The following is a 21,414-nucleotide window of genomic DNA, read 5'->3' on the forward strand; positions in this document are numbered from 1 at the left end:
GCATCATACTATGGCCCCGGCGACAGGGGCTACTCCTACGGCTGCAGGGCAAGCTGCTGCAGGGGCTTGGGGATGTACCACTGCTCGAGGTTGTAGCCGATGCCGGCCGGCGCGGGCTCGATCCCGCGCACCCGCTTGTGCACGGCTACGAGCGAGTAAGGGGCGTAGAGGAACACGATGGGGGCGTCGGCATGCAGTTCCCGGGCGAACCGATGATAGATGCGGACGCGCCGGTCGAGGTCCATTTCCCGGCGGCCGGCGACCAGCAGCCGGTCGACGGCGGGATTGCTGTAGCCGATGAAGTTGAATTTGCCGGGGCCCTGCTCGCTGGAGTGCCAGATGCTGTACTGGTCCGGATCCAGCGAGAGACTCCAGCCCAGGATCACGGCGTCGAAGTTGCCGGTGTGGATGAATTGGCTCAGGAAGGCCGCCCACTCCACCAGGCGGATGCGCACGTCGATGCCCAACGCGCGCAGGCGGCGCTGGATCAGGGTGGCGGCCAGTTGCCGTGATTCATTGGCGTTGTTGGTGACGATCTCGAAACGGAAGGGGCGGCCGTTTTTGTCCAGCCAGCCGTCGCCGTCCGAATCGCGCCAGCCGGCCGCGGCCAGCAGTTGCCGGGCCTTGGCCGGATCGTAGGGGTAGGGCCGCAGATCGGCCGGATACCAGCGCGTGCCCGGCTTGAAGGGAGCGGCAATGGGCAAGCCCTGGCCCAGCGCCACTCCCTTGATCAGTTCGTCCTTGTCGATGGCGTAGTCGAGCGCCAGCCGGACGCGACGGTCGTTGAAGGGGGCTTTCTTCAGGTTGAAGCCCAAATAAGTGTAATTGTTGCCCAGGTACTTGTAGGTGTTGAAGGATTCCCGCAGGGCCGGGCGCGCCGGGAAAACCCGGGTGTACTGGACCGGGCTCAGTCCCATCTGGTCCAGATTGGCGGCGCTCAATTCCAGGAACTGGGCGGCCGGGTCCGGCATGATGCGGTAGTTGATCCGGTCGATGAAGGGGCGGCCGGCGAAGCTCCTCGGGTTGTAGCGCAGATTGATGAACTGGCCTGGCACCCACTGCGCCAGCTGATAGAAGCCGCTGCCCACGGGATTGCGGGCGAAGGGCGTGTTGTTGATGTCTTGGCCTCGCAGGATATGGGCCGGCAGGATGGACAGGGCGGCCCAGGTGGACAGGGCGGGGGCGAAAGGCTCCTTGTAGCGGACCACGACGGTGCGGGCATCGGGCGTGCTGAGGGAGGCCACCAGTTCGTAGTCGCTGCTGTAGGGCGTGCGGGTCTTGGGATCGATGATGGTATCGAAGGTGTAGCGCACGTCCGCGCTGGTGAGCGGCGCGCCGTCGGCCCACCGGATGTCGGGCCGCAGGGTGAAGGTGAGGGTGAGCCCGTCGGGGCTGACGGTCCAGCGGCTGGCCAGGTCGCCGACCAATTCCAGGTTCTTGTCGTATTTGAGCAGGCTGTTGAACAGGTAGCCGGCGATCTCGTGGGAGGCCGAGTCCGCGCCGATGAAGGGAATGAGATTGCTGGCGTCGGCACCGACCGCATTGCGCAGCTGTCCCCCGGTGGCCGGCGGCAGCGGGGTATCCAGCAGGCGGTTGTTGTGGGGCGCGGGCTTGGAGCCGCCGCCACAGGCGCTCAAGCCGGCCGCCAGAAAAAGCAGCAGGGCAAGTCGGGCGGCCGGGCGCATCGTCGGCCGGCTAATCGCCCTTGCCTGCCTGCTTGCCGACGTACAGGGTGATGCTGTCGCCGGGGCGCAGTTCCGGGCGCTCGCCAAGGCGGTTCCAGGCCAGCAGCTGGTGGAAGGCGACATTGAAGCGCCGGGCGATGCTCCACAGGGTATCGCCCAGTTGCACCACGTAGGTGATCTTCCTGGTCTGGCCGGCGTGCTCCGCATCCGCGTCATCGCGGCTGCTTCTGCTGGGCATGCCGATGCCGGGGGTGCTGGCCAGGGGGGTCGGGCCGGTGCGGCTGAACAGTTGGCCGTTGCCGGCTGTGCCACTGTCGGTCAGGACCAGGCGCTGGCCGGGTCGGATCTGGTCGTCGGCAGCCAAGCGGTTCCAGCGGCGCAGGTCTTCCAGCGGCACGTTGGCGTTTTTGGCGATGCGGAAGAGGGTCTCGCCCGCTTTCACGACCACTTCGCGGATCTTGCCGGCGGGCTCGGCGTTGCTCCAACGCCGGTTGCTCTCGGCCAGGACCGCGCTATGGGCTTTGGGCGTACCATTGACCAGGCTCGACAAGGCGCTGGCGGAGATGCGTTGCGGGACGTTGCCGCCCGAAAGTCCGGCCAATACCGGCGCGCTGGGCTTGGCTTTGCCCGGCTCCGCCGCGCTGATGGACTCGCCGGCGGAGGCCAGGAAGCTGCTCGGGTAGCGCACCGGCGACTGGGCGATCAGCAGCGTTTCCCCGGCCCGGTAATTGCCGGTTTCGCGCGGATTCTGCTTTCTCAGCTGGTCCGGGTCCACGCCGTAGCGGCGGGCCACCGATTCCAGGGTCTCGCCCTTGGCCAGCACGTGGCGCTCCCAGGGCTGCTTGTCCGCCGGGGCCAGTTGGGCCAGCGCCGTGGTGAAATTCTTCAGCTTGTCCTTGGGAATGGCCAGCTTGTATTCCCGGTCCGGCGGCGTGGAAAATTTCTTCAGGCCGGGGTTGAGCAGCTTCAGGTCATCCACCGGCATGTCCAGGATGCGGGCGGCCACGCCCAGGTCCAGCGGCTCCTGAATGGGCACCGAGGCGACAGTGGCCGCGGCCGGAATGGCCGGCAGGGTCAGGCCGTGATTGCGGGGTTCGCGCACGATCTGCGCCATGGCCAGCAGACGCGGCACGTAGTCCCGGGTTTCCCGAGGGAGGTCCAGGTTCCAGAAGTCGGTCGGCAGTCCAGCCGCCAGGTTCTTCTCCACCGCCTTGCGCACGCGGCCCTCGCCGGCGTTGTAGGCGGCGATGGCCAGGAGCCAGTCGCCGTTGAAGAAGCCGTGCAGGTAGGTGAGGTAGTCCAAGGCGGCATTGGTGGAGGCGTTCACGTCACGGCGCAGATCCATCCAGTCGTCGGCATTGAGCTTGAAGCGGCTGGCCGTGATGGGAATGAACTGCCACAGTCCCGAGGCGTGGCTGCGGGAATAGGCAAAGGGATGGAAGCCGCTCTCGATGGCGGGCAGCAGCGCCAGCTCCATGGGCAGGTCGCGTGCTTCCACCTCCTTGACCACGGAATGCAGGAACGGTTTGGAGCGTTCGAAGATGGCCGAGATCAGCTTGGGGCGCTGGCTGTAGTATTCGCGCCAGTAGTCCACTTCGACCCGGGACAATGTGCTGATCTGGAAGCCGCCGTTCAGGTGCTCCCAGATGGTGCTTTCTTCTTCCTGCAGATCCAGGGTCGGGTAGCTCCCCTCGCCGGCGTAGGCCGTGGAGGCGCTGCTTTGTCCTGCTTTGCTGCGCTTGGATTGGGATTTTTGCAGCTGGACGCTGCTGGCGGCATCAGCGGCCTGGAGATCCTGGGGGGCGGCGGGGACTTGGGACGCTTGCGCCGGCGCGGTGGCCGTGGTATCGACGTGGGCGCAGGCGCTCAGGCCCAGCGCGGGCAATAGTAGCAGTAGGGCTCGCATGTCATCTACCTCCCGTGGCTGCGGCGATGGCCGTCCGACTCCATTCGGGAATGGAGTATGCGGCCAGCACCTGGGCCTCTGACGGATCGAGATAGGCAATTTCCCGGCCATTGCCGGGCAGGCCGTGGATTTCGATCCGGATTTCTTGGCTACCTGTCCTTTCGATGCGCTGCTGATCCGGCCCGCTGGCGCACAGGCGCCGGCTCAGGCCGAGCAGGCGCTGGTGCAGCCGATAGGTGTGCAGCCCGTCCGCGTGCGCCAGCAGGCCGTAGTCCTTGTTGCGGGATACGCGACCGGTGCGCAGGGTGTGAAGCAGAGCGGTGTTACAGGCTTGCATGGCAGCACATGGTAAGATCTAGGTCTGAGTGCGTCAAATTTTTGTACTATCCTCGGCTTGGCGCGGACGCGTCCTGCCGAGGTCCAGCGGCCCGATGTTGGACGAATAGGCCGTGGGTAAGCGTGTACCTGGGTATATATAGTTGAAAGCATGGCGTGCGGCAATGGCCGCTTCGCTGAATCCGATCACGATGAGCTTGGCCTTGCCCGCATACGCGGCCATGTCGCCGATGACGTATAATTGGCGCTGCGGACTTTCCATGCTCGCCGGGTCGACGGCAACGGCGCCGGCCTGCAGGGGCAGCGCCCAATCCTTGATCGGGCCCAGCGCGGCGCCGAAACCCAGCAGCGGCAGGAAGAGATCCGTTTCCACGGTGACGTCCGCCGTGCCGTATCCTTTGAGTTTAGCCCATTTCAGCTGCGCGTCGGTGCCGCCGAGCGCATTGACCGTGTAGGGAATGCGGCAGCGGATCCGGCCGGCTTGGCGCAGCTGGCGGAAGGGCTCGGCATGATGGGGCAGCAGTTCGAATTCATCCTTGCGGTGCACGAGGTCCACGCCGGCGGCCGTCTGCGCCGCCGCGACGGCCGCAGCCACCGCCTGGGCCGTGCCGCCCTGGATCAGGATGCGGCGGCCATGCCAGTCGGCCGCCGCATCCGCCTGGTAGCGGACCTGATCGAGCCGCTCGTAGTGTTCCAGCCCTTCCGCGCGCGGTCTTTTGGGCGCAAAGGCGCCGATGCCGGCGGCCAGCACCACCACCGGGGCGCGCCATTGCCCCTGGGCGGTGCCCACGGTCCAGCGGCCGTCGGCGAAGTTGAGGGTGTCCACCCGTTCTCCCCAGCGGTAGCGGGGCTCGAAGGCCTCGGCCTGCGCCAGCAGCCGTTCGATCAGCTCCTGGGCCAGGACGCTGGGAAAGCCGGGTACGTCGTAGATGAGCTTGTCCGGGTAGAGGGCCGCCAACTGGCCGCCGGGCTGGGGCAGGGCGTCGATGAGCAGGCTGCGCATGCCGTAGAGGCCGGCCTGGAAAACCATGTGCAGGCCTGCCGGGCCGCCGCCAATGATGATAACATCCGTATCTTTATCCATGGTTCTTACTCGATAGGATCGTCCATGACCGTTCGTACCCGCTTCGCGCCCAGCCCCACCGGCTACCTGCACATCGGCGGCGCCCGCACCGCCCTGTATTCCTGGCTCCATGCCCGCAGCCACGGCGGCCAGTTCGTGCTGCGCATCGAGGACACCGACCTGGAGCGTTCCACGCCCGAGTCGGTGCAGGCCATCCTGGACGGCATGGGCTGGCTCGAGCTGGACTGGGACGAGGGGCCATATTACCAGACCCAGCGCTTCGACCGTTACCGGGAAGTCATTGGGCAGCTCCTGGACGCCGGCCAGGCTTATCACTGCTACTGTACCCGGGAGGAACTGGACGCCATGCGCGAGGAGCAGCGCGCCCGTGGCGAGAAGCCCCGCTACGATGGCCGTTGCCGCCATCGCACCGCGCCCCGGGAAGGCGTGGAGCCGGTGGTGCGCTTCCGCAGTCCCGACGAGGGCGAAACGGTGGTGGATGATCTGATTCACGGGCGCGTGGTCTTCCAGAACAGCGAGCTCGACGATCTCATCATTGCCCGCAGCGACGGCTCGCCCACTTACAATTTCTGCGTGGTGGTGGACGACTGGGACATGGGCATCACCGACGTGATCCGCGGCGACGACCACCTCAACAACACGCCGCGCCAGATCCAGATCCTGCAGGCCCTGGGCGCGACGCCGCCGCGCTATGCCCACGTGCCGATGATTCTCGGGCCCGACAAGCAGAAGATGTCCAAGCGCCACGGCGCGGTGAGCGTGGTGCAGTACCGGGACGAGGGCTACCTGCCCGATGCCCTGTTGAATTACTTGGTGCGGTTGGGCTGGTCCCACGGCGATCAGGAGGTCTTCAGCCGCGAGGAGATGATCCGCTATTTCCACATCGAGGACGTGAACAAGGCGGCTTCGGTGTTCAACCCGGAAAAGCTCCTGTGGCTGAACGCCCATCACATCAAGCACAGCGATCCAGCGCAGCTGGCCGCGCGGCTGCGGCCCTTCCTGCAGCAGCGCGGCGTGGATTCGGACGCCGGTCCGGCGCTGGCGGAGGTGGTCAGGACCCAGCAGGAGCGTGCCCGGACCCTGGTGGAGATGGCCGACAACAGTCTGTTCTTCTATCGGGCGCCCGCGGCCTACGAGCCCAAGGACGCGGCCAAGCACCTGACCGCTGACGCGCTGCCGCTGCTGGAGGCCGTGCAGCAGGCCTTCGAGGCGCTCGAGGACTGGAGCGCACCGGCCATTCACGAGCTGGTGAACCGGGTGGCCGAGGCGGCGGGCGCCAAGCTCGGCAAGCTGGCCCAGCCCCTGCGCGTGGCCATCGCCGGCCGCGCCGTCTCGCCGCCCATCGACGTGACCCTGGCGCTGCTGGGCCGGGCGGAGACCCTGGCGCGGCTGGGGCGCGCCCTGCATTGGGCACGTGCCGGGGGGAGCGGAACGAACACTTGACACGGCCCGCGGGCCTAGGTAAATTACGCCCCACATCGGGGCCATAGCTCAGCTGGGAGAGCGCTTGAATGGCATTCAAGAGGTCGGCGGTTCGATCCCGCCTGGCTCCACCAAATCCCCGACATCAGGCTAGACGATCCGTCTAGCCTTGATTGTTTAGAGGCGTCGCATGGCCGGCAAGCTCCTGGTGGTTTTTGGCACGTTGCTGATCGTGGTCGGTTTCGTCTTCGGCATCGTCGACGAGTGGCAGACCAACGGCTTCATGCTGATCCCCATCGGCTTCTTCGTGCTGCTCATCGCCGCCGTCGCCAGCATGCAGAAGCCTTGAGCCGCCGTCCTTGCGCGGCCTTGGCATCTCGAATAAACTAAGCGCGTTTCCGCGTCCCCATCGTCTAGAGGCCTAGGACACCCGCCTTTCACGCAGGTAACTGGGGTTCGAATCCCCATGGGGACGCCACCTACATCACCCGGCTCGGACTTGCTCCGAGCCGGGTTTTTTATTGGCGCCGAGCGCTGGGCGGTTGGATCGGCCAGAGGATAGCCGGTTTTGGCTCCGCGCAGGGCCGCACCCCTCTCTGGACGCAGTTCTTCTTCCTGGGAGGCGGTGTTTCGGGTTGCATGCTGCGGATGATCTGCGCACCTCGTACGCTCCAGCCTGATACTTTGATGCCAAGGCGATTCGCGCCGTGCTTTTATTTCAGATGTCCATCATGGGGGTGGTTGCCCATGGCAGGTGTGGCTTGAGCGGATGAATGTCCAATCCCGACCGTGGCGCGGCTTCACGGCCAAGCGCAATCAGGGCCAATTCAATAATGCTATTGATAACGATTCGCATTTGTAATACTATGCCTGCCGTAGCGTATACGATTCGGGGTTTCCAATGAGCAATAAGAATGCACCGGATGCCAAGCGACGCACCGGCAAAGCGTCGGAAGGGGAGCAAGCGCAACAAGGCCCACCGTGCTTGAGCACGAGCGAGCTGTTTCACGCGGCGCGGGAACTCGTCATCGAGCATCAGGGAGAGCTGTACCGCTTGCGCATTACCCGAAACGGGAAATTGATTCTCACCAAATAAACCGTTGCTTTAGCCAGCCATCCCGCCCCTCCTGGGCCAGGGTAGCCAGCCACTTATCAGTGCTTGCTTTGAACCAGGAGAGAGTTACATGCGGCGATCTTCCAAACGGGTCACGTTCGTGACCACCCAGCTTGCCATCGCCATTGGTCTGGCGTGCGGCGCCATCCCAGCTTACAGCCAGGACAAGGAAAGCGAGAGCGCTACGCGGAGCAAGGCCGCGGCCGCTGTCAGCGGTGGCGATGCCCAGAGCACCCGCTTGAAGGAGGTGACGGTTGCCGCCGACTGGCTCGGCGCGCCCACCGAAGAGTCCATCAAGACCTATCCCGGCGCGCGCGATGTGGTCACCGAGACCGAGCTGCATGATTCCGGCTCGCGCACCGTGGAGGACGCCCTGCGCTTGGTGCCAGGCGTGCGCACCCAGGACGAAAGCGGGGTGGGCACTCTGCCCAACATCGGCGTGCGCGGCCTCAATCCCCTGCGTAGCGAGCAGACGCTGATCCTGGTGGACGGCATCCCCATCACGCTGGCGCCCTACGGGCAGACCGGCATGTCCCTGTTTCCGCTGACCATGGAAATGGTGGAGCGCATCGACGTGGCGCGCGGCGGCGTGGCGGTGCACTACGGGCCCAACAACGTGGGCGGCGTGGTCAACTTCATCACCAGGCCCATTCCCGAGAAGTTCAGCGTCGGTGCCCGGGAGACGCTCACGATTTCGGAAAACGGTCATTTGCTGACCGACAGCTTCGCCCGTGCCGGCGGTTTCATCTCCGATCGCTTTGGCATCCAGCTCATGGCCAATCGCATCGACGGCCAATCCTTCCGGGATCATTCGGATACGAAGGTCAACAACATCATGTTGGATGCCGACTGGCTGCCTACGGACAGCACCGAGGTCAGGGGCCGGCTCCAGTACTATGATGCCGACACCGAGCTGCCCGGAGCGCTGGCGCCCACGGCCTATGATCAGGACCGCAATCAATCCACCCGCCCCTATGATTACTTCAAGGGCGACACGGTCCGCGGCAGTCTGGTTTTCAACAAAGCCTTCGCCAATCAGAGCGAGTTCAGCTGGACCAACTTCGGGCATCGCAGCCATCGTGAGTTCGGCTTTGGCTCGCCGCTGGATTCGGCCAATCCGACGGCAGTCAGCACCTCGCCCAGGGACTATTGGGTCTTTGGCACGGAACCGCGCTACACCTTTACCGTGAATGCCGGCGCCAAGCAGAAGATCATGCTGGGTGCGCGCTACATGCGGGAGGAGGTGGATTTCGTTGTGGACAGTCGCAGTCTGGCCAGCGGGGTGGTCACGGTCCCGCGCGACTGGCGCTTCGAGAATGATGCGATCGCGCTCTACGCCAGCGACACCTTCAGCCTGCTGGACGACCGGTTCAAGATTACCCCCGGCTTGCGCTATGAGTCAGCGAGGCTGTATTACCGCAACAATCAGACCGGTGCCGAAGACCGCAATCCCACCAATGACCTGTTGCCGGGTCTGGACATCGGCTACCAGATGAATGACCAACTCTTTGCCTTCGCCAATTATCACGAATCCCTGCGCCCGGTGCAGTTCGTCCACATCGTCTACGAGGGGGAACTAAGCGCGGAACGTGCGAAGAACTACGAAGCGGGCGTGCGGCTGACGCCGGCCGAAGGCTTGAGCACCAGCGTCACCGCCTTCCGCATCGACTTCAAAGACAAGATCGAGGCGGACCGTTCCGGGGGCAGCTTCCGCTTCAGCAATTTGGGCGAGGCGCGGCACCAAGGCGTGGAAACGGAGCTGGCCTGGTCGCCGGTCGCGTTGCCCGGCTTGGATCTGCGGGCCAGCTATACCTATCTCGACACGGAGCAGTTGTCCGGCACCACCGCGGGCAAGGAGCTGCCCTTTGCTTCCCGCCATCAGTTCACCACCATGGCGAACTATCGCACGGGCAGTCTGAACTGGAACGTGAACAGCTCCTATTTCAGCGCCGCCTATACCGACGCCGCGAATACCGAAGCGGAAAATGCCACGGGCTCGGTGGGCAAAATTCCCGCCTACTGGCTCTGGAACGCCCAGGTGACCAAAGGATTCCGCTGGAACAATACGCCGATGCAGGTCGGCCTGGGCGTGAACAACATCTTCGACGAGGATTACTACTTCCGCGGCGTCGATTACAGCTTTGGCCGCATGCCCGGGCCGGGTCGTGCCTATCTGCTGAAGCTGGGCGTGAACATCTGATACTGGCCTCCCAGGGCTGGCCGGTGAGCCTGCCAGCCCGTCGGAGCCGATCCGCACATGCGTTTCCAGGAGGAATCCATGCAAGAATTGATTCTGATCGCGCACGTCCCGACACCCTCTGTCAATGAGGGCTTCCTGCCCGCCGCGCGTGCGCTCGGCCTGCCGGTCGTCCTGCTGACGGACCACGCCGAGGCCCACCGGCAGCACTTCAGCCAGCCCGGGTTGAATGCCTATCCCAATGAAATTCAGCCCTGCGATGTTTTCAATCCCGTCGCCGTGATCGACGCGGTCAGCCGTCGCAAAAGGCGGCCGGCGGCGATCTTTTCCAACAGCGATCATTTGCAGACCAGCACGGCCATCGCGGCGGACTATTTCGGCTTGCCTGGCAAGGACTGGCGCGTGTGCTACCGGGCCAAGAACAAGGCGGAAATGCGCGCGTATCTGCAATCGCAGTCCATCGATACGGTCTGGCATGCCCAAGCCTGGGATCAGGCCAGCTTGGCGCAGGTGGCGGGCGCGGTGCCTTTCCCGTGCATATTGAAGCCGCGCGAGGGCGTGGCCAGCCAGCAGGTGTTAATGGCCCATGATCGCGCGGAGCTGGAGGCGCACTGCCAGACGATATGGAAAGGGCGACCCGGTCAGGTGCTGCTGATCGAGGAGTTCCTGGATGGACCGCTCTACACTTTGGAAACCCTGGGCAGCGGCAGGCAGATACACGTTTTGGGCGGATTTCGGGTAACGTTGTCGCCGCCGCCCCATTTCATCGAACTGGAAGCCCGGTGGGGCACGGGGCTCGGGTGCGATGAGGAAAGGGCGGTGCTGGAACAGATCACCCGCTTCGGGGTGGGATTCGGTGCCTGCCACACGGAATTCGTCCTGACGCCGGCCGGGCCGCGCCTGATCGAGATCAATTACCGCAGCATCGGCGATCACCGCGATTTCCTGATGCAGGAGGCGCTGGGCATGTCTTACTTCGAAACCGTGCTGCGCCTGCATCTGGGCGAGTCCCTCGCGCTTGCGCAAGGTAGCAGCAAGGCCGCCGCCATCCGGTATTTTGTGGCGCAGCAGGCGGGCAAGGTAGTCAAGGCGCCGGCACCGTTTTTTCGATCCGAGCTGGAAACGCTTCTCAGTTACGTGCCGCTGCGCAGTGCCGGCGAGACCGTGTCGCTGAGCCGCTCCAACAAGGATTATCTGGGCGTCTTGCGCGGCGTAGGCAGGAGTGCGGCAGCCGTGGAGGAAGCCATGCACCGCGCCAGCGCCGACCTGCATTGGGAGCTGCAGCCATGAGGACCGCGCCAGTCATGGCCAGTCGGGATACGCATGCCGATTACATCTGCCGTCGGGTGGTGGATGCCTTGCTGCGTGAGGACGTGCGCGAGTGCGTCAGCCGGGCGCAGGTGGTGACGGGGGAAGTGGTGCCCTTTGCGTCGCGGCTTCCGCCCGCGCTGCGGGATGGGCAGTGGCTGATGGTGACCCATCTGGGAGAGGGGCGCCTCTGGCTGCCGGTGCAGCGTTGCCGCTTCATGCAGGATTGGCGCCTGCGTGCGCTCGTGCTCATCTGGGAGCATGGCCGCGGTCTGGAGCATCTGCAACACCTGCCCGCGATTTTGGCGCGTTTCCAGCACGGCTTGCAGCCGGAAGCGGCCCGGCGCTTCGACGACTTTGCCGCCGAATGCCTGACCGCCGTCGAGCACCGGGAAATCTGCGAGGATGCGCGGCGGCATTACGCCCGGACTTGGCAGGGGGAGGCTGGAGCGGTACACGCCCTGGACCGCCTCGACTGGTCGACGCGCATGCTGCATTACGACCGCTGGGCGGCCTTCCAGGATCATCCGTTTTATCCCACGGCACGCGCCAAGCTGGGTTTCGCGGCCGCCGATCTCGCGCATTATGCGCCGGAGTTCCAGCCCGTATTCCAACTTTGCTGGCTGGCGGTGCCGCAGGCGCTGTACGTCGGGGACATTGTGCCTGCGGAATGGTGGCCGGGCTTCGCCGATGTCGGCTTGGATCCGGCGCTTCGCAAAAGCCACGCCTTGCTGCCCGTGCATCCTTTCATGTGGGCGCGACTGGACGGCTACCTGGCTGAAAGCGGCCTGCGCGACCGGATCATGCCGGCACCCCGCGATCATCTGGAGGTCAGTCCGACCTTGTCGGTGCGCACCGTCGTGCCTGCGGTCGCGCCGCACTGGCACCTTAAGCTTCCGCTGCCCATCCGTACCCTGGGCGCCCGGAACATCCGCACCATCAAGCCGAGTACCATCCGTGACGGACAGGTTATGCAGGAGATCCTGGCTAGCATCGCCGCCCGGGAGCCGGCTATCGGCGACCGCCTGCTGCTCACCGATGAGGGCTTGGGCGCGCATGTGGCGCATCAAGCTTTTCTGGGCTTCATTCTGCGCCGTTATCCGGACGGTTTGGAAGACAGTCATCTGGTGCCGGTGGCAGCCCTGCCCGCCGCCGCGCCGGACGGCCGGTTGGTCATGGCATCCTTGGCGGCACGCTTTTTCGCCGGACGCGTGCTGGATTTCTTCGATGCTTACCTTGATTTGACGCTGCGCCTGCATCTGCTGCTCTGGATACGCTACGGCATCGCCCTCGAATCCAACCAGCAGAATTCGGTGCTCGTGCTCTCGGATCGGGAGCCGCGGCTGCGTCTCCTGCTCAAGGACAACGACGCCGGGCGCATCTGCGCAAGCATGTTCGCCGCCCGCTGCCCGGACTGGGCCCCGCGGTTAGGCCGCCTGCAGGACCGGCGCATCGTCGTGGATAGCGCGCTGCCCCTGGCGCAGATGTTCAGCACCATCACCCTGCAGTTGAACGTGGCGGCGCTGGTGGAAAGCCTGGCGGAGGCGGGGCACGGCACACGGGAGGCACTGTACGCCCGCGTGCGCGGCAAGTTGGAAAACGTGCTGGCGGCCCTGGAGGGGCAGGGGGAGGACACGGCTCTGGCGCGCCGGGTACTGCTGGAGGACGAGCATCTGTACATCAAGTATCTGTTGCGCGCCGCCAGCCTGGAAAGCAAGGAGACTACAGGGGCGGCGGATGTGAACAAGTTCTATGGCAAGAGCGCGCCCAATTTCCTGAGGTGGTCATGACCCAGGCGCAGAGACGGGTGGTGGCCACGGTGATGCTGGGGCACTTCATTGCCGCTTTTGCCGCCTTGGGCATGCCGCCTTTCTTTGGCCTGATCCTCAGCCAATCCCTGCACAGCGATGCCCTTTACCTGGCGGGTTGGCTGTACGTGGTACCGACCCTCGTCATGGCACTGAGCAGCCCCTGGTGGGGGCGGCTCGCGGACCGTTTCGGCAAACGGGCCCTGCTCCTGCGGGCACAGCTCGGCCTGGCGGGCAGCTTTCTCCTAGCCGGTTTTGCCGACAGCCCCGCCATGTTTTTCGCGGCGCTCGCGTTGCAGGGATTGCTCGGGGGCACCTTCGCGGCTTCCAACGCCTATCTGGCGACGGTCGTCGACGGGTCGGCCCTGACTCGCAGCCTGACGCTGATGCAGGGCTCGGCCCGCGCCGCTTTGGTCGTGGCGCCCGTGGTGCTGGGGCTGTTCGTGGGCATGGACTCGCCCATTGAGCTCTATCGCTATCTGGCATTGCTGCCCCTGGCGGCCGCGTTTCTGATCTGGCGCTTGCCGGAATGGACCGGCACACCGGGGGCGCAAGCCGCCGTCCGGCCAACGGGCAGTCCTGGCGAGTCCGTGGCGCCGCAGCATGTCTACGTCTTGCAGTTCGTGTTCGTGCTCGCGACGGTGATTACCTTTCCTTATTTCGTCTCCTTTGCCCAGCAGTATTTCGCCGGCTTGTCCGCGAGCATGGCCGGGCTGCTGTTCGGCTTGCCCCACCTGGTGTACCTCGTCATTGCCGCGCCGTGGAGCACTTATCTTGGGCAAAGGCGACTCGCCGCACTCGCGCTGGCATTCTTGGGACTGGCCGTCACCCTCGTTGGCCAAGTCCTGGCACAGAGTCTGTGGGGATTGGCCTTTTGGCGTGTGGCGATGGGTGTGGCCATGACCCTGGGCTTCGTCGCATTGCATGGCTTGGTGGCGTCCGTGGTGCATGCCGGCAATGCCGGCAAGACCTTCGGCTGGCTGGAAAGCGGTTCCAAGTGGGGCGCGGTGCTCGCCGGCCTGCTTGCCGGGCTGGGCGCGCAAGCACTGGATCTGCGTGCGCCGTTTCTGCTGGGAGCGGGGCTCATCGCCTCGGCTGCCGCATATCTCCTCGTCCTGAGCGTTTATCGGCACAGGACGCTGGCACCTGATTGATGGAGGAAGGGATGTCAAACACGCTGCAACGCTTCTACCAAACCCGGCTCGCCGAGGACAAGGCCGGCCAGCGTTGTCTGGAGACTCTGCTCAATTGCTACTGCCGCGAGGTGGCCAGTCCGGAGGGGCAGGTCAGCGTCGGACCGCTGTTCGGCCAGAACGACTGGCCCCAGGCCCTGCGCGCGGCACTGCCGCGGGGACAGGCAATGCACATCCTGCTGCCGCGCATCGATACGCGCGTGCTGGTGGTGGTGGAACGGGCTTCGCCCACGGGCAACTATCGTTATCAATCGCCATCTTATTACAAGGCGCCCGGGCAAGCCTGGGCCCCGCTGGATTGGCAGACGCTTTCCGTGTTGCTGATCGAAGATCTTGCTTGCAGATACGAGCGGCCTTTCAATGAAGAACTGCTGGCGCAGATCCGCGACAGCGTGGAGGTCACCACCGCCATTCTGGCTGTCCCTGCGCCCATGACCGGGAGCACTGAGCCGCTCAGCGCTTACCTGGAGTCGGAGCAATCCCTGAGTTACGGCCATCCCTTCCATCCCGCGCCCAAAAGCCGGCAGGGATTCTCCAGTGCGGATCAGCAGCGCTATTCGCCCGAGCTGCGCGCGCACTTTCCCTTGCACTATTTCGCCGTGCGTCGGGAGTATCTGGTCCAACAGTCCCTGCTGGCCGCGCCCTGCGATGCCGTGGTCGGTGCCCAGGCTCCGGCTCATCTGCACGTGCCGGCAGATTTCGCCCTGCTGCCCGTCCACCCGTGGCAAGCGCGGCATCTGCAGGCGCATCCGTTGGTCAGGAACGCTTTGCGGCAAGACCTGCTGCGCGATCTCGGCCCTCAGGGCGAGGCCTATTTCCCCACCTCGTCCATCCGTACCGTATTCCATCCGGCCAATCCTTATTTCTATAAATTCTCGCTCCACGTGCGCGTGACCAACTGCGTGCGCAAAAACGCCCCGTACGAGCTGGAAGGCGCATTGCAGGTCACGCGCATCATGCGGGAGATCTTGCCGGACCTGGCGGGACGTTTCCCGGGGCTGCGCATCATGGAGGAGCCCGCCTATCAGTCCGTCGATCTGCGCCACCCGGATGTCCAGTGGAATAAGGAGGTCACCGAAGGTTTCGGCACAATCCTGCGGCAGGGACTGCCGGCCCTGCTGGAAGACGGCGTGACGCCGCTGCTGGCCGGCGCGCTCTTCGGCAATCATGTCATCGGCCAGGCGCGCCTCCGGTCACTCGTGCATGCCTTCGCGGCGGCGGAAGGACTGGCGCAGGAGGAGGCGTCGGAGCGATGGTTCGCCCACTATGTGGAGCAGGTGCTTCCGCCGGTGCTCTACTGCTTTTTCACGCACGGCGTGATCTTCGAGCCCCATTTGCAAAACATCCTCATCGGCCTGCGCGATCGCCGGCCGGACCAGGTCTTTCTGCGCGATTTCGAGGGGGTCAAACTCGTGCCGGAGCGTTTTCCTGCGGAGCGCCTGGAAGGCATCAGCCCACGGGCGCGGGAGGCGCTGTGGTACGCCGAGGAGCAAGGCTGGAATCGCATTGCCTATTGCCTCTTCGTCAATAACTTCTGCGAGGCCATCGATCAGCTCGCGGCGGGGCGGCCTGCCCTGGAGGCACGCTTGTGGGGCATCGTGCGCCAGCAGTTGCGCGAGTATCAGAGCCGCTACGGCAACCGCGGCTCGGCTCGCCGCCTCAATGCGTTGCTGGCGGGTCAGCCGCTGCCGGCCAAGGCCAATTTGATCAACCGCTTTTTCAAGCGGCCCGACCGCAGCGTGACCTACATATCGCTGCCCAACCCGCTGGTCCAGGCCGAGGAGCCGCAGGCATGAAGCTCGATCTTTCCCGTGTTGCGGCAGCGGCGCGGCAGGCACAGGCCGCTGCCAGCGAACCCTTCTGCGCTTATCTCTACGATCTCGCTGCCCTGCGCCGGCACGCTGCGGCACTGGCGCGCTCCCTGCCGGTGAATTGCGAGCTCTTTTACGCCATCAAGGCCAACTCGGATCTGCCCATTCTGCAGACACTGGCGCCTTTGATGGCAGGCTTCGAAGTCGCCTCGGGTGGGGAGCTCGCCTGGGTGCGCGCCCATTTTCCAAGCATACCGGTGATCTTCGGGGGACCGGGCAAGACGGATCAGGAGCTTCGGGAGGCTTTGGCGCAGGATGTGGAGCGCCTGCACGTGGAAAGCCTGGGCGAGCTGGAGCGCTTGGCTTGGATTGCGCGCGAGCGCGGACGGACCGTGTCCGTGCTGTTGCGGATCAACCTGCCCCTGCATGATTTGCCTGAGACCACCTTGACCATGGGCGGGCGGCCGACTCCCTTCGGCATCGACGCCGACCAAGTGCCGCAGTGTCTGGCATGGCTCAAGCAGCATCCGGAAATCCACCTGAAGGGTTTTCACTTTCATCTGTTGTCCCATCAGCTCGACGCCCGGGCCCATTTGAAGCTGCTGGAAAGCTATTTCCGCCAGGTGCGCGATTGGCAGGAGCGCCATGCGTTGACTATCGAGGAGCTCAACGTCGGCGGCGGTATCGGCATCAACTACCGGGAGCCGGACAGGCAGTTCGATTGGCCGGCCTTCACTGGCGGTCTGGCCGCGTTGGTCCGGCACTGGCGCATGGAATTCTGCCGCATCCGCTTCGAACCGGGCCGCTATGTGAGCGCCGCCTGCGGCTACTACCTCATGGAGGTGCTGGACATCAAGGAAAATCTCGGCCGCACCTTCGTCATCGGTCGCGGCGGCACCCACCATTTCCGTACGCCCTATGCCCAGGGGCACAGTCACCCGTTCCAGGTGTTGCCGGTGGAGCGCTGGCCCTATCCCTTCCCGCGGCCCCAGGTTGCCCGGCGAGCGGTCTCGGTGGTGGGCCAGCTCTGCACGCCCAAGGACGTGCTGGCCGTGGATGTGCCCGTGGAGCAGGTGCGCGTCGGTGACCTGCTGCTTTTCCCCTATGCGGGCGCCTATGCCTGGCACATTTCCCATCACGATTTTTTGCGTCACCCACACCCCTTGCACCTGTATCTGCCCACGGAGGCGTCCTGCCATGCTGCAAACCAATAGGCTCAAGGCGGCACTGGGCGAGGGGAAAACCGTCTTCGGCCTGCTGAATTCCGTGCCGTCGCCGCTCCTGGTGGAGATGCTGGGATATGCAGGCTATGACTTCGTGATCATCGACATGGAACATGTCTGCATCAATCCGGAAACCCTGGAAAACATGGTGCGTGCCGCCGAGTGCGCCGGCATCACTCCCCTGGTGCGGGTGCCCGGCGTCATGCCCGAAGTGATTCTGCGCGTGCTGGACTCCGGCGCCCAAGGCGTGGTGGTGCCTCATGTGCGCAGCCGCGCCGAGGCCGAACAGGCGGTGCAGGCGAGCCGCTATCACCCCTGCGGGGCACGCGGCATCAGCGGCGGCCGTACCACCGGATTCGGCACCATCGATCTGCCCACCTATTTTGCGCGCGCCAACGCCGAGCTCATGGTCGTGCTCATGATCGAAGATCGTGAAGGCGTGGAGGCCATCGATGAGATCCTGTCCGTGCCGGGCGTGAATCTGGTGCTCGAAGGCGCCATCGACCTGTCTCAGTCCTACGGCGTGCCGGCTCAGGTCCAGCACCCACGGGTGCAGGCCGCCATCCAGCGTGTCGCCGATGGCTGCCGTCGTAGCGGCGTACCGTTTTGCGCCATCCCGCGCCATCCGGGCCAGTTGGAACACTGGGCTGCCCGGGGCGTGCATGCTTTCCTCCTGGGCGACGACCGCGGCGTGGCATTCCGGGCCCTGAAGGCTCACGTGGCCGGTCTCAGGCAAACGCTTCCCACTTCCGTCACATAAGGAACTCTCTATGGAATCCAGCTATCTGCTTGTCAATCTGTTCATCAAGGGAGGGGCCATCATGTGGCCCCTGCTGCTGACTTCCACTCTGGCGCTCATGGTGATTCTCGAGCGTGGCTGGTTTTGGTGGACGACCCTGCGCCAGCGTGAGCCGCAACGGGTGGAGGAGGCTTTGGCCCTTCTGGAGAATGGCCAAGTGCAGGCCGCCGCCAAGGCGTTGGAGGGTTCGGAGGATTTCATCGCCCGTGCCCTGCGTCATGGTCTGAACCATCACCACGGTTCCCTGCAGGGTGCCCTGCAGACGGCCGCCGGCGCGGAGCTTGCGCGCATGGGACGCTTCCTGCCGGTATTGGACACCATCGTCACCCTGGCACCGCTGTTGGGCTTGCTCGGCACCATCTTCGGCATCATGCACAGCTTCCAGATGATGGGGGATGCCCAGTTGGCCGAGCCGAAGGCGGTGACCGGCGGCATTGCCGAGGCGCTGATCGCCACCGGCTTTGGCCTGGCCATCGCCATCTTCAGCCTCATCCCGCTGAATTTCTTCACCACGCGTCTGCATAGAGCCCAGCACCTGCTCGAAACCTACGCCACCCATGTCGAGGTCCTGTACCAAGGGCGCCAAGCCCAGCAGCATGCCTCGTCCGCTCGCTCCATTTCCGCCTGAGGCGCCGATGAAGCTATCCACGCCCTATCCGCCGAAAAAGCCGCGCATCGAGCTGATTCCGCTCATCGACGTCATGTTCTTCCTGCTGGCGTCCTTCATCTTCGTGTCACTGAGCATGGTGCAGCACCGGGGCATCCGGGTGGATGTGCCCCAGGCCGCGGCCAGCCAGCCGGATCGCCACGATTACTTCGCCATCAGCCTGACTGCGGACGGCAAGCTCTACGCCAACAAGCGGCTGGTATCCGAGCAGGAGCTGCGCCGGGAGCTGGCCGCTCTGCTGGGCCGTGAGAAGGAGCCGCGGGTCTATATCAATGCCGACCGGCGCGTGCCGCATGGCGAGGTCATCGCCGTGCTCGATCTGGCTCGCCGCACGGGGATCAATAAGATCGCCTTCGAAACCAAGCCGGTGCAGGTCGGGCCATGAGGGACTGGCGCGAAGCACGACAGTCATCCTGGGTGGGGCTGGGGGTGGCCGCGGCGGCCGCTGTCGGGCTGCAGCTTGCCTTGGTCCTGATTTTTCCCGAACCCCCGCCGCGGCTGCAGGTGCGGCCCCAGGACCCCATTGAGGTGGAGCTCGTGGTGCCGCCGATGGCGGTCCGATCCGAAACGCAGCCAAGCACGCCCGCGCCGGAACCGCAAGCCAGCACACCACCCCCGAAAGCGGCACCTGCATCTCCGGCTCCGGGAACGCAGGCCAGTGCGCGCGCGCCAACGCCACAGGCGGAGCCGCAGCCTCCGATGCCAGCCAGTGAAGCACCGCCCCCATCGGCGCCAGCGGCAATGCAGCCAGTGCCGGCGACTCCGCCGCAGGCGCGGACGGAGGCTTCGCCAGCCGAAACAGCACCCAGGGAGGTACGCCATGCGGCGCCTGCGCCCGCTGCACCCCAGCGTCCCGCAGGCAATACCCTCGTCGCGGCCAGGCCCGATTATCTGAGCAATCCGCCGCCCGCCTATCCGGCGCTGGCGCGCCGTCGGGGCTGGGCCGGGACCGTCCTCTTGAAAGTGCGGGTGTCCGCCAGCGGCGTGGCGCGGGAGGTGCAGCTGCTGAAAGGCTCGGGGCACGAGGTGCTGGATCAGGCCGCCCGGCAGGCGGTGGAGGGCTGGCGCTTCATCCCCGCCAAGCAAAACGGCGAGCCGGTGGAGTCTTGGGTCGAGGTGCCCGTGCGCTTCGAACTTGCGTCCTGAAAAATGCCCAAGCGCGTCCTCTTCAAAATTCATGTCTATGCCGGCACGGTGTTGAGCCTGCCTTTGTTCGTCATTGCCCTGACGGGCATCGTCCTGGGTTTTTACGACCCGCTACGGTATGCCGGGCCACCCTATGGCCTGGAAACAGCGGCGAGCAGACCGCTCCCGCCGGCTGCCTTGGCTGAGCGGGTACGGGCGGCGTACCCGCACCTCTCGCTGGAGGTTCTGTACCTGCCCACAGATCCCGGACGTGCGGCACGGGCCAAGCTCGTGGGTGAAGACAAGCCCGTGCTGGCCTTTCTCGATCCGCTCTCGGGAAAGACGCTGGCTGAGCAGGATCCGGCCGAGGAGGACTGGCTCCAGTTCCTGTACCACCTCCACCGGGGCCAGCCGCTGGGACTGGCCGGCCAGATCATGGCCAGCGCCACCGGCGTCCTGATTCTGTTGCTGTGGCTGGCGGGACTGTGGCTGTGGTGGCCGAAGCGGCATGTGGCGAGGCCGTGGAAGGCGGGCAGCCCGCGCGCAAGGCTGCTCGGTTTGCACCGCTGGCTCGGCCTATGGCTGGGGGGACTGCTGGTGCTGCTTGCGCTTGCCGGCGCGCTGTTGAATTTCGCCGGGCCGCTGGGCAAGGCTTTCAATCCCCCGCCGCGGGCGGAAGCAGTCGAGCAGTCATCCCTGTTGCCGCTGGCGCATATCGTCGCGCGGGCCGAGCGGGCCTATCCTGCCGCACCCGTGGAGCGCATTTATTTCCCCAAAGCGGGCGGCGCGCTGTGGCAGTTTCGCTTTCGGGACGGCGGCCGCGTCTTCGTGTCCGCGGCCAGCGGCCAGGTGCTCAAGGTGGACACACCGTTTTCGCACTGGACCAGCCTCTTATACCCCTTGCACAGCGGCCGCGTTTTCGGAGAGAACGGGCCCAGGCTCATTGCCATCCTGGGGCTTGGGCTGCTGGCGTCGGGCGTGAGCGGCTTGGCGTTCTGGCGCCGTATCCCGCGGAAATGAAAAATGGGCCTTGCGGCCCATGGGAGAAGAAAATCACATTTGGGATTGCAGATAATTTTGTATGCCCACCTTTTGGACGAGTTCCAATTGGATTTCCAACCAGTCGATGTGTTCCTCGGTATCCTTGAGCAGGCCCTGCAAGAGATCCTTGCTGACCTCGTCACCCTGAGTGCGGCAGTACTGGAGCGCCTCCAGCAGCAGAGGACGGTCGCTCAGCTCCAGCTGCAGGTCGAGGCGGAGTTGCTCTTCCACGTTTTCACCGACGTTGATCTTGTGCAGGTCCTGCAGGTTGGGGATGCCTTCCAGGAAGAGAATGCGATCCATCAGCCGCTCCGCGTGGCGCATCTCTTCGATGCTCTCCTTGCGTACGATCTCCGCCAATTTCTTGAAGCCCCAGTTTTCCTGCATTTTCGCATGCATGAAGTACTGGTTGATGGCAGTGAGTTCGTAGGTAAGCGCCCGGTTGAGATAATCGATGACCTGCTTGTCGCCTTGCATGGTATACCCCCGTGGCAATTGTTTTTCTTCCAGCCAATAGCATAGCACGATGGGCATGGTCGGCCTATGGCTGGCACAAGCCATTCGCAGATTGCCTTATGGAGTCCAACGAACTGGATGTCTGTGTGTTGCAATCCGTGTTCCCGGATGAGCCGCGACAAACATTAATTTTGTTCATTTATTGTTTGAAAAATTTGAATTTGATTAATCATTGCTGG

At 64.7% G+C, this 21,414-nt stretch carries 19 protein-coding genes and 2 tRNA genes; 16 read left to right on the plus strand and 5 right to left on the minus strand.

From position 1 onward, the window contains the following. Positions 1-35: 35 nt before the first annotated feature. The 4 genes from G579_RS0101930 to G579_RS15285 are packed head-to-tail and all read right to left on the minus strand — an operon-like array spanning position 36 to position 5,011. On the minus strand, positions 36-1,685 hold the full coding sequence (locus tag G579_RS0101930) for a peptide-binding protein (protein ID WP_028988843.1): 1,650 nt from the start codon (positions 1,683-1,685) through the stop codon (positions 36-38). Positions 1,686-1,695: 10 nt separating this feature from the next. Then, positions 1,696-3,591, minus strand: a complete 1,896-nt coding sequence (locus G579_RS15280; protein ID WP_162142953.1) for a lytic transglycosylase — start codon at positions 3,589-3,591, stop codon at positions 1,696-1,698. A gap of 1 nt (position 3,592) precedes the next feature. After that, the gene (locus G579_RS18900) at positions 3,593-3,928 is read right to left on the minus strand and encodes a hypothetical protein (RefSeq protein WP_028988844.1); all 336 of its coding nucleotides are present in this window, start codon (positions 3,926-3,928) and stop codon (positions 3,593-3,595) included. Positions 3,929-3,961: 33 nt separating this feature from the next. Beyond that, positions 3,962-5,011, minus strand: a complete 1,050-nt coding sequence (locus G579_RS15285) for an NAD(P)/FAD-dependent oxidoreductase (RefSeq protein WP_051180716.1) — start codon at positions 5,009-5,011, stop codon at positions 3,962-3,964. 24 nt (positions 5,012-5,035) lie between these two features. On the opposite strand from G579_RS15285, the gene gltX reads away from it, so the two are divergent. The 16 genes from gltX to G579_RS0102020 all read left to right on the plus strand — a co-directional run bounded on the left by gltX (position 5,036) and on the right by G579_RS0102020 (position 20,698). After that, positions 5,036-6,454, plus strand: coding sequence for a glutamate--tRNA ligase (gene gltX, locus G579_RS0101950; protein WP_028988845.1), 1,419 nt, complete (start codon positions 5,036-5,038; stop codon positions 6,452-6,454). Between the two features lie 37 nt (positions 6,455-6,491). After that, positions 6,492-6,567, plus strand: a tRNA-Ala gene (locus tag G579_RS0101955). Positions 6,568-6,623: 56 nt separating this feature from the next. Then, positions 6,624-6,782, plus strand: a complete 159-nt coding sequence (locus tag G579_RS18905; RefSeq protein ID WP_155989707.1) for a hypothetical protein — start codon at positions 6,624-6,626, stop codon at positions 6,780-6,782. A 53-nt stretch (positions 6,783-6,835) separates the two neighbouring features. Further along, positions 6,836-6,911 (plus strand) — tRNA-Glu (locus G579_RS0101965). A gap of 423 nt (positions 6,912-7,334) precedes the next feature. Continuing rightward, positions 7,335-7,529 (plus strand): hemin uptake protein HemP, encoded by a 195-nt coding sequence (gene hemP / locus G579_RS18490; RefSeq protein ID WP_081662520.1) that lies wholly within the window; start codon positions 7,335-7,337, stop codon positions 7,527-7,529. A gap of 88 nt (positions 7,530-7,617) precedes the next feature. Beyond that, positions 7,618-9,747 (plus strand): TonB-dependent receptor family protein, encoded by a 2,130-nt coding sequence (locus tag G579_RS0101970; protein ID WP_081662521.1) that lies wholly within the window; start codon positions 7,618-7,620, stop codon positions 9,745-9,747. Positions 9,748-9,825: 78 nt separating this feature from the next. After that, positions 9,826-11,034, plus strand: coding sequence for an ATP-grasp domain-containing protein (locus G579_RS0101975; RefSeq protein WP_028988847.1), 1,209 nt, complete (start codon positions 9,826-9,828; stop codon positions 11,032-11,034). Further along, complete coding sequence (locus tag G579_RS0101980; RefSeq protein ID WP_211218632.1) at positions 11,031-12,842, plus strand: IucA/IucC family protein; 1,812 nt, start codon at positions 11,031-11,033, stop codon at positions 12,840-12,842. The genes G579_RS0101975 and G579_RS0101980 overlap by 4 nt, the downstream gene beginning before the upstream one ends. Next, a complete protein-coding gene (locus tag G579_RS0101985; protein ID WP_028988849.1) occupies positions 12,839-14,014 on the plus strand; it encodes an MFS transporter in 1,176 nt (391 codons plus the stop codon). The genes G579_RS0101980 and G579_RS0101985 overlap by 4 nt, the downstream gene beginning before the upstream one ends. Before the next feature lie 11 nt (positions 14,015-14,025). Next, a complete protein-coding gene (locus G579_RS0101990) occupies positions 14,026-15,849 on the plus strand; it encodes an IucA/IucC family protein (protein ID WP_155989708.1) in 1,824 nt (607 codons plus the stop codon). Further along, a complete protein-coding gene (locus G579_RS0101995) occupies positions 15,846-17,078 on the plus strand; it encodes a type III PLP-dependent enzyme (protein ID WP_028988851.1) in 1,233 nt (410 codons plus the stop codon). The genes G579_RS0101990 and G579_RS0101995 overlap by 4 nt, the downstream gene beginning before the upstream one ends. After that, positions 17,062-17,847 (plus strand): HpcH/HpaI aldolase family protein, encoded by a 786-nt coding sequence (locus G579_RS0102000; RefSeq protein ID WP_028988852.1) that lies wholly within the window; start codon positions 17,062-17,064, stop codon positions 17,845-17,847. The genes G579_RS0101995 and G579_RS0102000 overlap by 17 nt, the downstream gene beginning before the upstream one ends. Positions 17,848-17,857: 10 nt before the next feature. Beyond that, a complete protein-coding gene (locus tag G579_RS15290) occupies positions 17,858-18,514 on the plus strand; it encodes a MotA/TolQ/ExbB proton channel family protein (protein ID WP_038017624.1) in 657 nt (218 codons plus the stop codon). Between the two features lie 7 nt (positions 18,515-18,521). Next, positions 18,522-18,938, plus strand: a complete 417-nt coding sequence (locus G579_RS0102010) for an ExbD/TolR family protein (protein ID WP_028988853.1) — start codon at positions 18,522-18,524, stop codon at positions 18,936-18,938. A 356-nt stretch (positions 18,939-19,294) separates the two neighbouring features. Beyond that, entirely contained in the window at positions 19,295-19,699 is a 405-nt protein-coding gene (locus G579_RS19130; protein WP_162142954.1) for an energy transducer TonB, read from the plus strand. 3 nt (positions 19,700-19,702) lie between these two features. Beyond that, positions 19,703-20,698, plus strand: a complete 996-nt coding sequence (locus G579_RS0102020) for a PepSY-associated TM helix domain-containing protein (RefSeq protein WP_028988855.1) — start codon at positions 19,703-19,705, stop codon at positions 20,696-20,698. Between the two features lie 33 nt (positions 20,699-20,731). Here the strand turns inward: G579_RS0102020 and bfr are convergent, their stop codons facing one another. Further along, the gene (gene bfr, locus G579_RS0102025) at positions 20,732-21,196 is read right to left on the minus strand and encodes a bacterioferritin (protein ID WP_028988856.1); all 465 of its coding nucleotides are present in this window, start codon (positions 21,194-21,196) and stop codon (positions 20,732-20,734) included. Positions 21,197-21,414 lie beyond the last annotated feature (218 nt).

Source organism: Thermithiobacillus tepidarius DSM 3134, assembly GCF_000423825.1.
Classification (GTDB): Bacteria; Pseudomonadota; Gammaproteobacteria; order Acidithiobacillales; family Thermithiobacillaceae; genus Thermithiobacillus; species Thermithiobacillus tepidarius.

Bases quoted from the DNA above. Each gene is read 5' to 3' on its own strand.
- G579_RS0101930 (WP_028988843.1), bottom strand. From the start codon at position 1,685: ATGCGCCCGGCCGCCCGACTTGCCCTGCTGCTTTTTCTGGCGGCCGGC.
- G579_RS15280 (WP_162142953.1), bottom strand. From the start codon at position 3,591: ATGCGAGCCCTACTGCTACTATTGCCCGCGCTGGGCCTGAGCGCCTGC.
- G579_RS18900 (WP_028988844.1), bottom strand. From the start codon at position 3,928: ATGCAAGCCTGTAACACCGCTCTGCTTCACACCCTGCGCACCGGTCGC.
- G579_RS15285 (WP_051180716.1), bottom strand. From the start codon at position 5,011: ATGGATAAAGATACGGATGTTATCATCATTGGCGGCGGCCCGGCAGGC.
- gltX (WP_028988845.1), top strand. From the start codon at position 5,036: ATGACCGTTCGTACCCGCTTCGCGCCCAGCCCCACCGGCTACCTGCAC.
- G579_RS18905 (WP_155989707.1), top strand. From the start codon at position 6,624: ATGGCCGGCAAGCTCCTGGTGGTTTTTGGCACGTTGCTGATCGTGGTC.
- hemP (WP_081662520.1), top strand. From the start codon at position 7,335: ATGAGCAATAAGAATGCACCGGATGCCAAGCGACGCACCGGCAAAGCG.
- G579_RS0101970 (WP_081662521.1), top strand. From the start codon at position 7,618: ATGCGGCGATCTTCCAAACGGGTCACGTTCGTGACCACCCAGCTTGCC.
- G579_RS0101975 (WP_028988847.1), top strand. From the start codon at position 9,826: ATGCAAGAATTGATTCTGATCGCGCACGTCCCGACACCCTCTGTCAAT.
- G579_RS0101980 (WP_211218632.1), top strand. From the start codon at position 11,031: ATGAGGACCGCGCCAGTCATGGCCAGTCGGGATACGCATGCCGATTAC.
- G579_RS0101985 (WP_028988849.1), top strand. From the start codon at position 12,839: ATGACCCAGGCGCAGAGACGGGTGGTGGCCACGGTGATGCTGGGGCAC.
- G579_RS0101990 (WP_155989708.1), top strand. From the start codon at position 14,026: ATGTCAAACACGCTGCAACGCTTCTACCAAACCCGGCTCGCCGAGGAC.
- G579_RS0101995 (WP_028988851.1), top strand. From the start codon at position 15,846: ATGAAGCTCGATCTTTCCCGTGTTGCGGCAGCGGCGCGGCAGGCACAG.
- G579_RS0102000 (WP_028988852.1), top strand. From the start codon at position 17,062: ATGCTGCAAACCAATAGGCTCAAGGCGGCACTGGGCGAGGGGAAAACC.
- G579_RS15290 (WP_038017624.1), top strand. From the start codon at position 17,858: ATGGAATCCAGCTATCTGCTTGTCAATCTGTTCATCAAGGGAGGGGCC.
- G579_RS0102010 (WP_028988853.1), top strand. From the start codon at position 18,522: ATGAAGCTATCCACGCCCTATCCGCCGAAAAAGCCGCGCATCGAGCTG.
- G579_RS19130 (WP_162142954.1), top strand. From the start codon at position 19,295: ATGCAGCCAGTGCCGGCGACTCCGCCGCAGGCGCGGACGGAGGCTTCG.
- G579_RS0102020 (WP_028988855.1), top strand. From the start codon at position 19,703: ATGCCCAAGCGCGTCCTCTTCAAAATTCATGTCTATGCCGGCACGGTG.
- bfr (WP_028988856.1), bottom strand. From the start codon at position 21,196: ATGCAAGGCGACAAGCAGGTCATCGATTATCTCAACCGGGCGCTTACC.